This is a genomic window from Curtobacterium sp. MCSS17_011, assembly GCF_003224275.1.
Lineage (GTDB): Bacteria > Actinomycetota > Actinomycetes > Actinomycetales > Microbacteriaceae > Curtobacterium.
This window is the reverse complement of the sequence record NZ_QKLE01000023.1, coordinates 19,419-34,677: the sequence shown is the minus strand read 5'-3', so window position 1 is coordinate 34,677 and position 15,259 is coordinate 19,419. Positions and strand designations below refer to the sequence as shown.

11 protein-coding genes are annotated in these 15,259 nt (G+C 70.4%); 6 read left to right on the top strand and 5 right to left on the bottom strand.

Going from position 1 to position 15,259, the window contains the following annotated elements; genetic code table 11:
• Window positions 1-71 precede the first annotated feature (71 nt).
• The 5 genes from DEJ17_RS13810 to DEJ17_RS13790 all read left to right on the top strand — a co-directional run bounded on the left by DEJ17_RS13810 (window position 72) and on the right by DEJ17_RS13790 (window position 6,847).
• Window positions 72-2,105, top strand: coding sequence for a beta-galactosidase (locus DEJ17_RS13810; protein ID WP_110894776.1), 2,034 nt, complete (start codon window positions 72-74; stop codon window positions 2,103-2,105).
• Window positions 2,102-3,016, top strand: coding sequence for a carbohydrate ABC transporter permease (locus DEJ17_RS13805; protein ID WP_017887606.1), 915 nt, complete (start codon window positions 2,102-2,104; stop codon window positions 3,014-3,016). Before DEJ17_RS13810 ends, DEJ17_RS13805 begins: the two co-directional genes overlap by 4 nt.
• A complete protein-coding gene (locus DEJ17_RS13800) occupies window positions 3,013-3,963 on the top strand; it encodes a carbohydrate ABC transporter permease (RefSeq protein ID WP_258366818.1) in 951 nt (316 codons plus the stop codon). The genes DEJ17_RS13805 and DEJ17_RS13800 overlap by 4 nt, the downstream gene beginning before the upstream one ends.
• 62 nt (window positions 3,964-4,025) lie before the next feature.
• On the top strand, window positions 4,026-5,354 hold the full coding sequence (locus DEJ17_RS13795) for an ABC transporter substrate-binding protein (RefSeq protein ID WP_110894774.1): 1,329 nt from the start codon (window positions 4,026-4,028) through the stop codon (window positions 5,352-5,354).
• Window positions 5,355-5,665: 311 nt separating this feature from the next.
• Window positions 5,666-6,847, top strand: a complete 1,182-nt coding sequence (locus DEJ17_RS13790) for a Fic family protein (RefSeq protein WP_258366817.1) — start codon at window positions 5,666-5,668, stop codon at window positions 6,845-6,847.
• Window positions 6,848-6,862: 15 nt separating this feature from the next.
• Here DEJ17_RS13790 and DEJ17_RS13785 read toward each other — a convergent pair whose 3' ends face one another.
• The 5 genes from DEJ17_RS13785 to DEJ17_RS13765 all read right to left on the bottom strand — a co-directional run bounded on the left by DEJ17_RS13785 (window position 6,863) and on the right by DEJ17_RS13765 (window position 13,167).
• On the bottom strand, window positions 6,863-8,095 hold the full coding sequence (locus DEJ17_RS13785; RefSeq protein ID WP_110894772.1) for an MFS transporter: 1,233 nt from the start codon (window positions 8,093-8,095) through the stop codon (window positions 6,863-6,865).
• A gap of 7 nt (window positions 8,096-8,102) precedes the next feature.
• Window positions 8,103-9,533 carry a M20/M25/M40 family metallo-hydrolase gene (locus DEJ17_RS13780; RefSeq protein ID WP_110894770.1) on the bottom strand — a complete coding sequence of 477 codons (1,431 nt, stop codon included), beginning with the start codon at window positions 9,531-9,533 and terminating at the stop codon, window positions 8,103-8,105.
• Window positions 9,534-9,711: 178 nt separating this feature from the next.
• Window positions 9,712-10,449, bottom strand: coding sequence for a copper homeostasis protein CutC (locus DEJ17_RS13775; protein ID WP_110894767.1), 738 nt, complete (start codon window positions 10,447-10,449; stop codon window positions 9,712-9,714).
• Entirely contained in the window at window positions 10,446-11,990 is a 1,545-nt protein-coding gene (locus tag DEJ17_RS13770; protein WP_110894765.1) for a M81 family metallopeptidase, read from the bottom strand. Before DEJ17_RS13770 ends, DEJ17_RS13775 begins: the two co-directional genes overlap by 4 nt.
• Window positions 11,983-13,167: an ROK family protein gene (locus DEJ17_RS13765; RefSeq protein WP_027467220.1), complete on the bottom strand. Its 1,185-nt coding sequence runs from the start codon at window positions 13,165-13,167 to the stop codon at window positions 11,983-11,985. Before DEJ17_RS13765 ends, DEJ17_RS13770 begins: the two co-directional genes overlap by 8 nt.
• Window positions 13,168-13,394: 227 nt before the next feature.
• Here DEJ17_RS13765 and DEJ17_RS13760 point away from each other — a divergent pair, with 227 nt between their 5' ends.
• A complete protein-coding gene (locus tag DEJ17_RS13760) occupies window positions 13,395-15,188 on the top strand; it encodes a peptide ABC transporter substrate-binding protein (RefSeq protein ID WP_110894763.1) in 1,794 nt (597 codons plus the stop codon).
• Window positions 15,189-15,259 lie beyond the last annotated feature (71 nt).

Sequence of the window (15,259 nt, the reverse complement as noted above, 5' to 3'; positions counted from 1 at the left end):
GTGGCCTTCGCCGTCGAAGGGGTCGCACGCGGCCGAGGCGGCCGGGGTCGCCCCGATCAGCGAGGATCCCCGTGACGACCACCACCCTGCCGACGACCGCCACCGGCGCGCTCGGCCTCGGCTCGACGGGCCTCGCGTTCGGGTGCGACTACAACCCCGAGCAGTGGGACCCCGAGGTGTGGGTCGAGGACGTCCGGCTCATGCGCGAGGCCGGCGTGAACCTCGTCGCGATCAACGTCTTCGGCTGGTCGCACGTCGAACCCCGGCAGGGCGAGTACGACTTCGCCGCGCTCGACACCGTCATCGACCTGCTGCACGGCGCGGGCATCGGCGTCGACCTGGGCACCGGCACCGCGTCGACCCCGCCGTGGCTCACCACCCGGTACCCCGAGGTCCTGCCCGTCGTCGCCGACGGCACCACCCGCTGGCCCGGTGGCCGCCAGGCGTTCTGCCCGAGCTCCCCGGTCTACCGCGAGCACGCCCTCGCCCTGGTCCGCGCCACCGCCGAGCGCTACGGCGACCACCCCGCCGTGCGGCTCTGGCACGTGTCGAACGAGCTCGGCTGCCACAACGCGCACTGCTACTGCGACGTCTCCGCCCAGGCGTTCCGCGGCTGGTTGCAGGCCCGGTACTGCACGGTCGACGCGCTGAACGCCGCCTGGGGCACCTCGTTCTGGAGCCAGCGGTACTCGGCGTGGGAGCAGGTGCTGCCGCCCCGCGCGACGCTGTCGTTCACGAACCCGGCGCAGACCATCGACTTCGACCGGTTCTCGTCCGACGAACTCCTCGGCCACCACCGTGCCGAGGCCGCCGTCCTGCGGGAGCTGAGCGACAAGCCCGTCACGACGAACTTCATGGTCGCCGCGCACATCACGGCGCTCGACTACTGGTCGTGGGCCGGCGACATGGACGTCATCGCGAACGACCACTACCTGGACCACCGCCTGCCCCGGCCGCACGTCGAACTCGCCTTCGCCGCCGACACCACCCGTGGCCTGGCCGGCGGCGCCCCCTGGCTGCTCATGGAGCACTCGACCGGCGCCGTCAACTGGCAGCCGCACAACGTCGCGAAGGCCCCGGGCGAGATGCTCCGGAACACCGCGGCGCACATCGCCCGCGGTGCCGACGGCGTCTGCTTCTTCCAGTGGCGTGCGTCGGTGCAGGGCAGCGAGAAGTTCCACTCCGCGCTGCTGCCGCACGCCGGCACCGACTCGCGCACGTGGCACGACGTGGTCGCGCTCGGCGCCCTGGTCGAGCGGCTCGGCGAACTGAGCGGGTCCCGCGTGGTCGCCGACGTCGCACTCGTGTTCAGCTGGGAGAACCAGTGGGCCGCCGACCTGGAGGCCCACCCCAGCACCGCGCTCCGCTACCTGGAGCAGGTCCACGCGTTCCACGCCGCGCTCTGGGACCTCGGCGTGACCGTCGACGTCGTCGCCCCCGGGGCACCGCTCGACGGGTACGCACTCGTCGTCGTCCCCGAGCTGTACCTGGTCCGCGACGAGCACGCGGCCGTCATCGCCGACCACGTCGCCGGCGGCGGGCACGCGATCGTCAGCTGCTTCAGCGGCATCGTCGACGAGCGCGACCGGGTCCGCACCGGCGGCTACCCGGGCGCCTTCCGCGACCTGCTCGGCGTGCGGGTGGACGAGTTCCTCCCGCTCGCCGCCGACGCCACGATCACGCTGTCCGACGGCACGACCGGCGGCGTCTGGTCGGAGCCGGTCGAGCTGCGCGGTGCGACGAGCGTCGTCGACTACGCCGAGGGCTCGCTCGCCGGCCGCCCGGCCGTCACCCGCAACGAGCACGGCGCCGGGACCGCCTGGTACACGTCCACGGTGCTCGACGCCGGTGCGCTGGGCGGCTTCGTCCACCGCGTCCTCGACGAGGCCGGGGTGCGCGCCGACCCCGCCGTCCGCCCCGGACTCGAGGTCGTGCGTCGCCGGGACGACACCCACGAGTGGGTCTTCCTGCTGAACCACTCCGACCGCACCGTCGAGCACCACGAGGTCGGCCACGAGCTCGTCGCCGACCGCCCCGTCACCGGTACCACCGCCATCGCCCCCGGCGGGACCCAGATCATCCGCACCGACAGGAACCGCTCATGACCACCACCGCACAGTCGCCCAGCGCGACCCGACGACGCCGGGGCGGCGGGTTCCGCTACCGCCGCGCGATCGCGATCTTCGTCCTGCCGTTCGCCGTCCTGTTCACGGCGTTCTACCTGGTCCCCATCCTCTACGCCGTGTGGGAGTCGCTGCAGAAGATCGAGCGGCAGGGCACGTTCGGCGCCCCGACGCAGGTCTTCGGCGGTCTGAGCCAGTACGCCCTGGTGTTCCAGGACGGCGAGTTCTGGAGCTCGGTGCTCCGCGTGCTGCTGTTCGGTGTCGTGCAGGTGCCGGTGATGCTCGGGCTCGCGCTCCTGTTCGCCCTGCTGCTCGACTCCCCGCTGCTGCGCGGCAAGCGGTTCTTCCGCCTGGCGTTCTTCGCGCCGTACGCGGTGCCCGGCGTCATCGCCGCGATCATGTGGGGTTACCTCTACGCCCCCGACCTGTCGCCGTTCTCCGCGGTGACCTCGCGGGTCGACCTGCTGGGCGGCAGCACCGTGCTGTGGGCCGTCGCCAACGTCGTGACCTGGGTCTACGTCGGCTACAACATGCTCATCATCTACTCGTCGCTCCTCGCGATCCCCGCCGAGGTGTACGAGGCGGCGAAGCTCGACGGTGCGTCCCAGCTCCGGATCGCCCTGTCGATCAAGATCCCGCTCGTGGTGCCGGCCATCGTCCTCACCGCGGTGTTCTCCGTCATCGGCACGCTGCAGCTGCTGACCGAGCCGACCGTGTTCCGCCAGTTCACCTCGACCATCTCGTCGACCTTCACGCCGAACATGCTCGTCTACTCGACGTCCTCGGTGCCGAACTTCAACCTCGCCGCGGCGTTCTCGGTGGTCCTCGCCGTCGCCACGTTCGTCCTGTCGATCGGGTTCCTCCGACTGACCCAGCGGAAGGCCGCCCAGTGACCGTCAACGCCCCGTCCCCAGGTGACCTCGTCCGCGACGTCGGCCGACCGCTCGAGCCGAACCGGGCCTCCCGTCCGGACCAGCGCGGAGCGCGCGGTCCCCGTGAGAGCGTCATCTCGCGCAGCGCCGCGATGATCGTGATGGGGGTCTTCACCCTCTACTTCCTGCTGCCGATCTTCTGGCTGCTGGTCTCGTCCACCAAGACCGCCGCGAACTTCAACTCGACGTTCTCGCTGTGGTTCAGCGCCACCTCGGTGCAGGACTTCTCCGGCAACCTCGTCGAGCTGTTCACGCGGCAGGACGGCATCTACCTGCGCTGGCTGCTGAACAGCATCGCCTACGCCGGGGTCGCCGGCCTGCTCGGCACCGTGCTCTCCGCGATGTGCGGGTACGCCCTGGCCAAGTACCGGTTCCGCGGCCGCGAGGTGCTGTTCAACGTGTTCCTCGGCGGCGTGCTCGTGCCGGCGACCGCCCTGGCCCTGCCGCTGTTCCTCATCTTCAGCCAGGTCGACCTGACCGACACGTTCTGGTCGGTGTTCCTGCCGAGCATCGTCAGCCCGTTCGGCGTCTACCTGTCGCGGTTGTTCGCGGCGTCGAGCGTGCCGGACGAGATCATCGAGGCCGCCCGCATCGACGGCTCCGGCGAGGTCCGGACGTTCTTCACCGTGGCGGTGCGGCTCATGTCGCCCGCGCTCGTGACGATCTTCCTGTTCCAGTTCGTCGCCGTCTGGAACAACTTCTTCCTGCCGCTCGTGATGCTCCGCGACTCGTCGCTGTTCCCCGTCACCCTCGGCCTCTACACGTGGAACTCGAGCGTGAACCAGTACCCGGACCTGCGCACCCTCGTGCTCATCGGGTCGTTCGTCTCGATCATCCCGCTGCTCATCGCCTTCCTGAGCCTGCAGCGCTTCTGGCGCTCCGGCCTCGGCTCCGGCGGCCTGAAGTAGCCCCTCGACCCGCACCCCTTCCCGCACCAGTTCTCCCCACACCACATCCGAACGGAAACAGCATGAAGACAACGAAGTTCCTCAGCGTCGCCGTGGCCGCCACCGTGGCCCTCGCCGGCTGCAGCACCGGCGGCAGCAGCAGCGGCGGCGGATCCGACACCGCGGCCGCCAGCTGCAAGCCCTCGGACGGCAAGGTCACCCTCGACTTCACGACCTGGGTGCCGAACATGGACAAGGTCGTCGCGATCTGGAACAAGGCCAACCCGGACATCCAGGTCAAGGTCTCGATCGTCGCGAACGGCAACAGCGGCACCTACCAGAACTTCTTCAACCAGCTGAAGGCCAAGCAGGCGCCGGACATCGGCCAGGTCGAGTACGACACCCTGCCGGCGTTCCGCGTGCAGGGCGGCCTCGAGGACATCGGCGCGTGCGCCGGCATCAGCGACGCGAAGCAGGACTTCTCCGACGGCCTGTGGAACCAGGTCACCTTCGGTGAGTCGAAGTCGGTCTACGCGGTGCCGCAGGACTCCGGCCCGATGGCGCTGTACTACCGCAAGGACCTGTTCGAGAAGGCCGGCCTCGACGCTCCGAAGACGTGGGAGGAGTACGCCGAGGACGCCGTGAAGATCAAGGAGCTCGGCGGCAACATCACCAACTTCGCCAAGGGTGACGTCAACCAGTTCGCGGGGCTCGTCTCGCAGGCCGGTGGCCAGTGGTTCGAGAACTCGGGCCAGGACTGGAAGGTCAACCTGAACGACGACGCGTCGAAGAAGGTCGCCGACTACTGGCAGGACCTGATCGACAAGAAGCTCGTCAACACCCTGCCGAGCTTCACCGACCAGTGGAACAGCGCCTACGACAGCGGCAAGGACTGGACCTGGGTCTCCGCGGTCTGGGGTGCGAACACCATCTCGAGCGGTGCGCCGTCGACCTCGGGCAAGTGGGCCGTCGCCCCGATGCCGCAGTGGGAGTCCGGCGAGACCAAGTCGGCCGCCTGGGGCGGTTCGTCGAACGTCGTCTTCGCGGGCAGCGAGCACCCGGCCGAGGCGTCGAAGTTCCTGGTCTGGCTGAACACCTCGACCGAGGCGCTCTCCGCACTGAACAAGGAGGCCAACCTGTACCCGGCCTCGACCACCGGCGCCGACCTGCCGGCCCTGACCGAGGGGCTCGACTTCTACGGCGGCCAGAAGATCTACGAGGAGTTCGCCACCGCGGCGAAGGACATCCAGCCCTTCACCTGGGGTCCGACGATGACGCAGACCTACTCGGACGTCTCCGACGGCTTCGGGCAGGCGGCGTCCGGCTCGGGCACGTTGGCCGAGGCGCTCGAGTCCGGGCAGTCCAAGACCATCGCGGCGCTCAAGGCGCAGTCGATCCCGGTCAAGGGCTGACGGACGGCGGCTGACGTCGCGCGGTCCACGCGTTGACAGCGGACAGGAGGCCCGTGGCGGGATCGCCACGGGCCTCCTGTCGCGTCTCGGGTCGGTTCCAGCGTCCGTCGGGGCGATTCCGCAAGACACCGGTGTTCGTCCGTCGAACCGCGGTTTGCGCGAGTTCGGTGCGCGAACACCGGCGTCTTGGGGCACCGTGGGGCGAAGGGAAGAGCGACAGCGGCGATCTCAGAATGCGATCACCAGATTTTCTGAGATGATGGCTTAGGTCAGAAAATCTGGCAGACCGAGTCTGGCATCAGGGAGTGATCGTGACCACGTGGCCCGCGCTGCAGTACGAGGAACTCGACTGGGAGCGCCGTGACGCCGACTACGGTCCGCGGGCAGCTCGACGGGGCACGGTTCGGGAAGCGTACGCGGCGGCGGTTCCGCCCGCGATCGCGGGACTCCAGATCGAGCTGAGCGATGACGTGGCGACTCTCGTCGACGAAGCCTCGACCGCGCTTGTGCGGTTCGACAGCGAACTCGGTAGTGAGGTGTCTTCGTTCGCCTCGCTCCTGCTGCGCTCGGAAGCAGCAGCGTCGTCGCAGATCGAGCACCTCACGGCGAGTGCTCGGCAGGTGTTCACCGCCGAGATCGGCGCTCCCGGCAAGCGGAACGCCACCGCGATCGTCTCGAACACACGCGCGATGCGGACCGCGATCGAACTGTCCGATCAATTGACCTCCGCTACCGTGCTCGCGATGCACGAGGTCCTGCTCGAACACGACCCCCATCACGATGCTGGAGCGTTCCGGCGTGAACCCGTGTGGATCGGCACCGACGGTCGCAGCCCGGTCGGAGCCGACTTCGTCGCCCCGGCATGGGAACGCGTTCCGGGACTGGTCGACGACGTCATGACCTTCGCGCGGCGAATTGACCTGCCTCGGTTGGCGCAGGTCGCCGTGACGCATGCGCAGTTCGAGACCATCCACCCGTTCACCGACGGGAACGGTCGCACTGGGCGCGCACTGTTGCAGGCCATGCTGCGGTCCAACGAGCTCACCCGCAACGTGACGGTCCCGGTCTCTGCAGGCCTCCTGATCGACAATGCGGGCTACGTCGAGGCGCTGACGGCGTACCGCCGTGGCGACGTCGAACCGATCATCCGGCGGGTGGCCGAAGCCGTGTTCGCCGCGATCGGGAACGCGACGGAACTCGTCGAGGACATCCGACGGATCCGGAGGAGCTGGCAGGACCGGATCGAGGCTCGCCGGGACTCCGGCGTCTGGGACGCGCTCGACGTGGTCGCGCGGCAGCCCGTGTTGAACGCGACGGTACTCGCCGCCGAGATGGGTGTCGTGACGAGGAACGTGTACCCGCACATCCAGAAGCTCGTCGACGCCGGCATCCTGCTGTCGAAGAACGAGTACCGTCACGGCGTCCTGTACCGCAATGACGAAGTGCTCTCGGCGCTCGACGACTTCGCGGCCCGGTCCGGGCGCCGGGGCTGAAGCAGGCTCAGGCCGTCAGGGGCAGGCGACGGCCACCGGGCCGGTCGGCGTCGGGTCGGCCACGACCGGCTCGACCGCCAGCACGGCGCTCGACTTCCGCAGCCCCATCGCGACGAGCACGACGGCGCCGACGATCGCGACCCCGCCGGCCAGCCAGAAGTCAGCAGCCAGACCGAACGACGACACCGCGGCACCGCCGAGCACCGAACCGGCGGCGATCGCGAGCTGGATCGTCGTGACGAACAGCGCGAGCCCGGTCTCGGACCCGGCCGGCGACGCCGTCGACATCCACGTCTGCATCCCGAGCGGCAGCGCACCCCAAACCAGACCCCAGACGACGAGCAACACGAAGACCCCCACGACCGAGTGGGCGAGCAGCGGCAGCAGCACGACGGCCGCCGCGAGCACGAACTTCGACGCCCCGATCGTGCCGAGGACACTGCGGTCGAGCGTGAAGCCGGCGGCGAAGTTACCGACGATGCCCGCGACGCCGAACACCAGCAGCGCGATCGTCACGGTGTCCGGGCCGACGCCGACGAGCTGCTGCAGGTACGGCGCGATGTAGGTGTACGCGGCGAACTGAGCAGCGAAGACGAAGGCCGCGGCGATGAGCCCGACCCGGGCACGGGGCACGCGGAGCAGCGACCCGAGCGTGGCGAACCGCACCCGCTGCTGCGCGGGGATCCGCGGCAGCATCGCCAGCTGCAGGACGAGCGCGACGAGACCGAGCGCCCCGCCGATCACGAAGCCGAGACGCCAGCTGGCGAGCGACGACACCAGGGCGCCGAGCGGCAGGCTCACGACGGTCGCGACGGAGACGCCGGCCGTGATGAGCGAGGTTGCGCGGATCGTCAGCTCCGGCCGGACGAGTCGCCCGGCGATCCCGGCACCGATGGCCCAGAAGCCACCGATGCCGACACCGAGCAGCATCCGTGCGGTGAGCAGCACCCAGAACGACGGCGCGATCGCGGCGAGGCCGTCGGCGACCACGAGCAGCACGGTCAGGGACACGAGCACCACACGGCGGTCGAGTCGCGAGGTCAGGACGGTGACGACCGGTGCCGCGACGGCGCCGACGAGTCCGGTGGCGACGACCATCAGGCCGGCGGTGCCGATGCCGACGTCCAGGTCGTCGGCGATGGCGGGGAGCAGCCCGATGGGCAGGAACTCGGACAGGACGAGCACGAACGACCCGAGTGCGACGGACGTGACGCTGAGCCACCCGCGGCGCTCTGCTGACGATGTCATGGGGGCATCAAGCCCCGGAGTGCGACGATCCATTCCCGTCGGCGCCGAGCTCGGTCCACAGGTGCGCGATCGTCGCCGCACCGTCGAGCAGGGTGCGCAGGTCGACGCTCTCGTCACTGGCGTGCCAGTGGTCCTCCGGCAACCCCGTCCCGACGAACAGGACGGGTGCGTCGAACACCCGGCCGAGCAGTTCCGCCGGACCGCCCCCGGCGTTCCCCATCCGCCCGGCGGTCTCGGCGCCGTGCCCGAGTTCCATCGCCCGCACGAGCGCGTCGAGCTCGGGGCCCGACGGGGTCACGTACGGATCCTGCCCGGTCTCCTCGGGGATCGTCAGCTCGTAGGTCACCCCGTCGGGCATCGTGTCCCGGACGAACCGGCGCAGCTGCTCGGCGACGGCCTGCACGCGCTGCCCCGGCACGGTCCGGATGCTGATCTCGGCGGTGGCCTCGCGCGGGACCACGGCTCGTGGGAACCCGGTGGGGTCGCCGGCCAGCAGGGTCAGCACCTCGATCGACGGTCGTGCCCAGAGGCGCTCCTCGACCGAGTACCCCGCCTCGCCGGTGATCGCTCCGGTCTCGGTGCGCTCGACCCAGACGTCGGGATCGAAGTGGAGTGCCTGCAGCTCGGCACGGCGTTCGTCCGTGAGCGCGTCGACGTCGTCCAGGAACCCGGGGATCGTGATGCGGCCCTGGTCGTCGTGCAGGGCCGCGAGCACGGTGACGAGCGCGTGCACCGGGTTCGGCGCGGGGCCGGACACGGCGCCGCTGTGGACGTCGCGTGCGGGCCCGGTGACGGTGAGGGTCGCGCCCGTCATGCCACGCATCGACGTGACGACGGCGGGGTTGCCGGCCTTCCACTGCAGGGTGTCCGAGAACACGACGACGTCGCACGCCAGCCGCTCCTGCTCGGCGTCGAGCAGGTCGGCGAAGTGGCTGGAGCCGAGCTCCTCTTCTCCTTCGACGAGGAACCTGAGGTTCACGGCCGGGGTGCCGTCGGGTCGGGTGGCGAGGTGCGCGCGCAGCCCCCACAGGTGGGCGAGCACCTGTCCCTTCGCGTCGGACGCCCCGCGCCCGTACAGGCGTCCGTCGCGGAACACGGGTTCCCACGGTGAGGTCTCGTGCCACTCCTCGGGCTTCGCGTGCCGCACGTCGTGGTGGCTGTAGACGAGCACGGTCGGCAGCGCCGGGTCGACGAGCAGTTCGGCGTACACGGCCGGTGCGGGACCGGCCTGCAGGATCTCGGTCTCGAGGCCGACCTCGCGCATCGCTCCGGCCAGCCAGTGCGCGGACCGGTCGACGTCGATCGCGTGCTCGGGTTGCGATGCGACGGACGGGATGCGGACCCACTCGCTGAGTTGCCGCACCAGGTGCTCGCGGCGCTCCTCGAGGAACCGCGCGACCTCGGCGCGACGGGTGTCGGGTTCGGTGCTGTCGGTCACGGGAGCGGACACGGTTCTCCGTTCGGTCAGGTGGTGCCGACCGTAGGAGCGGGTCCCTCCGGGTGGTCACGGATTGGCCTGGAGGCGCGGTGCGCGTCCGCCACGCGCCGCACCACCGACCCAGTGCGGGTCCGGAGCGCGGTGTGGGTTCGGGGACCCGGTGCGGGTCCGGGACGACTCAGGCGTCGAGCGCGCGCCGCGCGGCCGCGACGACCTCGGCGTCGGTGACGAAGTGCGCGGAGCCGTCGTCCCCAACTCCCATCGGCACCCCGGCGTGCGCGCTGTCCGCGGCCGGTCGCTTGGCCGACAGGTGCACGGCGGCGGCACCGGTGGCGAGCAGCGCGCGGACGTCGGCGGGGGTGACCCCGGCGCCGGCCATCACCTGCACGGGCCCGGCGGCCTCGACCATGCGTGCGATCGTCTCGGCGCCGGCGACCGCGGTGGGGGCGGCCCCCGAGGTCAGGACGCGGGTGAACCCGAGCGCCGCGAGCGACCCGGCAGCGGCGACGGGGTCGGTCGCGTGGTCGATCGCACGGTGCAGGGTGACCTCGGCGGTGGCGCTGACCGAGCGGGCGGCGTCCACGAAGCGGCGGAGGGCGTCCTCGTCCAGGGTCCGGTCGGGCCGCAGGGCTCCGACCACGACGCCGGCGGCCCCGGAGCGCAGGACCGTGCGGACCTCGCGCACCATGAGCTCGACCTCGTCGGGGGAGTGCACGAACCCGCCCGGGCGGCAGCGGACCAGCGCGTGCGCCGGGATCCCGGTCTCGTGGGTCGTCTCGACCAGGGCCTGCGAGGGGGTGAGCCCGCCGAGCTCGAGCCCGACGCAGAGTTCCACGCGGTCGGCGCCGCCGTCCCGCGCGGTGATCGCACCGGCCGGTGAGGTGACGGCGATCTCGAGTGCGGCGGTGGTGCTCATGCAGGGGCTCCGAGCGGTTCGTTGGAGGCGGGGACGATGCGGGCGCGGAGGTCCGGTGCCGTCGGGAACACTCGATCGTAGGGGAACATCGGGCGCTCGATCCTGTGGTGCCCGAGGCGCAGCAGGTCCTGGTCGACACCGCCCGGGGTGAGCGCGAGCATCCAGTCGGCGGACATGTCGAACAGCTCCGGTTCGAGGTACCCGATCTTCACGATGACGACGTCCGCCTGCCGCGGCGCCAGGTCGAGGTCGGTGAAGTCGTGCTCGTGGTGGTACGGCTTCCGCAGCTTCGTCAGGATCGCGAAGACGCTGCCGACCTGCAGCACGACCTCGGTCTCCGCGTCACGGTCGCCGTGCTTGATCGCGTGCACCCGGCCGGTCATCGTGATCGGGCCCGCGTGCACGTGGTCCACCGACGCACCGGCGGTCACGGTGATCGTCGCACCGACGCCGGCGTCCACAGCAGCGGCGACGGCGGCCGGTCCGGGGACGCTCGCGTAGATGACGGTCGGGCCGGACGGGTCCTGGAACTCCGGGCGGGCGAGCACCTGCGTCAGGCCCCACGTCATGTCCCCGGAGCCACCGGCGGTGGGGTTGTCGCCCGAGTCCGAGACGAAGTACGGCTTCGCGGCACCCAGGGCGAGCGCGGCGTCGAGGCACTCCTCGAACGTGCCGGTCGGCGCGACGAACACGAAGTCCTCGCGGACGTCCCAGAACGCCCGGGCGAGTCGCTCGGCACCGGCGGCGACCGCGGCCTCGTCCCACCCGGTGACGACGGTGACGGCCTGGTCGCGGGGCTGGTCGGCCCAGGCGTACCCGACCCAGATCGCGGCGTCGAGCACGCCCTCGGTCTGCTCGACGAGCGGGACCTGCGCGTACAACGACTTCGCGGGCTCGAGGCGGGTCGAGGTCTGCTCGCCCGGCAGCAGGACGGGGATCGGGATCCAGGCCTTCACGGGCCGCTGCGCACCGGCGGGTCGCTCGGTCAGCGCGTCGACCAGGTTGCGGACGGCGCGCTCCTTCGTCTCGAGGGCGTCCTCGTGCGGGGCCATCCGGTAGCAGGTGACGAGGTCGACCTGGTGGGCGAGCTCGCGCGTGACGTTGCCGTGCAGGTCCATCGAGGCGGACACGATGACGTCGGGGCCGACGACCTGGCGGATGCGGCCGAGCAGGTCCGTCTCGGCGTCGTCGAGCCCCTCGACCACCATCGCGCCGTGGATGTCGTACCAGAGCCCGTCGACCGGACCCAGAGTGCGCAGCCGATCCACGATCTCATCGGCCAGGGCTTCGTACGACGCCCGGTCGACGATCCCGCCGGGCAGCGCGTGCCCGATGAGCGCCCCGCGGAAGTCCGCCCGGTCGGCCATGGTCGCCAGGAACGGGTACCGGGAGACGACCTCGGCGCCGCGGTCGGGGTGGAACGCCGGGGCGTGCGTCCGGGTCGGCGTGAACGTCGAGGTCTCGATGGCCAGCCCGGCGATCGCGATGACCGGACGGTTGGCGGCGGGGACGGCTGGGGTGACGGGACCGGTCTCAGACACGGACGCTCCTGTTCCTGGTGGTGGACTGGGGGATGGGCGCGGAGAGCTCCTCGAGCGAGGCGGCGAGGCCCCGCTGCAGCGCGAACTGCCCGGCGCCGACGAGCCCGGCGTCGGCGCCGAGCGACACCGGCTCGATGGCCAGGTGCTGGGTCATCAGCGGGTGGCAGCTCTCGTAGAGCTGGCTCCGCACGGCGGCGATGAACGGGTCGAGGGTCGACAGGATGCCGCCCAGGTACACGGCATCGGGGTTGAAGAAGTTCACGTTGGCGGCGAGCACCTCGCCCAGGTACCTGCCCGCCATCCGCACGGCACGGGTGGCCTCGGGGTGCGCGTCCGAGGCGAGCCGGACGACGTCGGCGGTCGAGGCGACGTCGACCCCGGCGTTCGACAGGATCCGGACCAGGGCGGCCCCGGACGCCACCGTCTCGAGGCAGCCGGTGTTGCCGCACGAGCACGGGGTGTCCCCGGCGGCGTCGATGCGCACGTGCGTGATGTCCCCGGCCGCACCGGTCGACCCGCGGTAGAGCCGGCCGTCGATGACGATGCCCGCGCCGATCGCCGATCCCGCCTTGATCGTGATGGTCTGGCGCCGAGCGGGATCCTGCACGGTCTGTTCACCCGCCGCCATGCAGTTCGCGTCGTTGTCGACGATCGCCGGCAGGCCGAACCGGTCGCTCAGCCACGCGGCCACGGGGAACCCGTTCCACCCCGGCATCCGGCTGGGCAGGTCCACGACGCCGGCGACGACGTCGACGGGCCCCGGCAGGCTGAGCCCGACGCCCCGCAGTCCCTCGCGACCACGGTCGTCGGCGAGCCGCTCGAGCAGCGCGGCCAGGCGCTGGAGCCCGGCGGTCGGACCGTCGGAGAGCGCGAACGGGACGTTCGCGACCGACTCGAGCGCGCCTCCTGGCAGGACCACGCCGATGCGCGCGTGCCCGCCACCGACGTCCGCGGCGACCGCGTACTCGTCGACGCCGCCGATGCGGAGCACCTTGCGGGGGCGACCGCCGGTCGAGACGTCGGTGCCTTCCTCGGCGAGGATCCCGTGCTCCAGGAGCTGGCCGACGACGTGCGAGACGGTCGAGGGAGCGGCTCCGAGCACCTTCGCAATCTCGGTCCGGCTGGCGGCCTGCCCCGAGGCGACGAGCTCCAGGACGCGGGCGCTGAGATCGGCCACGACTTTCTCCAATCCGGGCGGAACGGGAACGGAACACCGGTCGGTGGTCCGTTCTGCCGCGAGCCTACGGGGCGGATCGAGCGGTCCACCCTTTCGTCCGTTCCGCAGTAACGCAGTTTTTACATCGAGATGTTTGTTTTTCCAATCGCTTTGGTCCTTGACTGTCCTCGTGCCGCTCGGCACCCGTGCTCCACCTCCCCGAAGTCCCTCGCACAAGGAGACACCGCATGTCCAAGCCCCGTCGCTGGGCGCTCCTCACCGGAGCTGCGATCGCCGTGAGCGCGCTGCTCGCCGGCTGTTCCGGAGGCGGCAACGCCTCGCAGGGATCGACCGACGAGATCGACTACGCGCTCCCCGCCAACTTCACGCCGAACTGGATCCTGCCGATCGGCACCGCCGCGCACCTCAACACGAACAACGGCTCCATCGCCCAGTCGCTGTACGAGCCGCTCGTCGCGTACGACGGGTCCACCGGCAAGATCGCGTGGAACAAGGCCGGCTCCGTCGCCACCGACGCGCAGTTCGCCGACGACGGCAAGAGCGTCACCATGACGCTCGGCGACCGGCACTGGTCGGACGGCGAGGCGATCACGAGCCGCGACGTCGGGTTCTGGTTCAACCTGATCAAGGCGAACAAGGACCAGTGGGGCTCGTACTCCAAGGGCAAGGCACCGGACAACTGGACGTCGTTCAAGGCCGTCGACGACACCCACTTCACCATCACGTTCGACGAGGCCTACAACTCGGACTGGATGCTCGCCAACCAGCTGAGCCACATCATCCCGCTGCCCCAGCACGCGTGGGACAAGACCAGCGCGACCGCGAAGGTGACCGACGCCGACGAGACCACCGCCGGCGCGAAGCAGGTGTGGAAGTACCTGAACACCGCCGCCGGCAAGATCTCCGACTACGCCACCGACGACCTGTGGAAAACCATCTCCGGCCCGTACGGCGTCAAGACCTTCACCACGGCCGGCAAGGTCACCCTGACGGCGAACAAGAAGTACGACGGCGGTGAGAAGCCGGCGATCACGACGGTGAACCTGCTGCCCTTCACCACGGCCGACGCCGAGGTGAACGCCGTCCGCTCGGGCGAGGTCGACTACGGCTACATCAACGCCACCGACATGGACCAGGAGTCCGCGTTCACGGCGAAGGGCTACGAGGTCGAGCCGTGGACCGGCTGGGCGATCACGTACATGCCGTACAACTTCAACAACCCCGACATGGGCGCCGTCTTCAAGCAGCTGTACGCCCGTCAGGCCGTCCAGATGTCGATCGACCAGAAGTCGCTGTCCAAGGTCGTCTTCAACGGCACCGCAACCTCGACCTACGGTCCGATCCCGCAGGCGCAGGAGTCCGACTACGTCTCCGACGTGCAGAAGTCGAACCCGTACCCGTTCAGCACCTCGAAGGCCAAGGACCTGCTGACCAGCCACGGCTGGCAGGAGCAGGGCGGCACGATGGTCTGCACCGACCCGGGCACCTCGGCCAGCCAGTGCGGCGAGGGCGTCGAGGACGGCACGAAGTTCTCGATGCAGGTGCTGTCGCAGTCCGGTTCGACCGTGACCGACAACATGATGAGCGCGATCCAGTCCTCGCTCGCGAAGACCGGCATCGACTTCACCATCAAGACCGCACCGGTGTCGAGCGTGCTGTCGCAGACCCCGACCTGCACCTCGGACGAGGCCAGTTGCGACTGGGACCTGTCGTTCTTCGGCACCGCGGGCAGCTGGTACTTCCCGGCCTACCCGACCGGTGAGTCGCTCTTCCAGACCGGCGGTTCGGCGAACTTCGGCAGCTACTCGAACGAGCAGGTCGACTCCCTGATCGACGCGACCACCACCTCGACCGACGCCACCGCCGTGCAGGACTACAGCGCCGCGGTCGCGAAGGACCTGCCGGTGATCTGGCTGCCGAGCCCCGACTACCAGATCTCGGTCGTCAAGAAGGGCCTGTCCGGCTTCGACCAGGACTCGCTCGCCAACTTCCACCCGGCCCAGTGGAAGTGGAACAAGTAAGACCGTGACCACGGACGGGAGGCGCGGTGCGCGTCCGACGCGCACCGCGCCTCCCGTCCCTCGCACGTCTC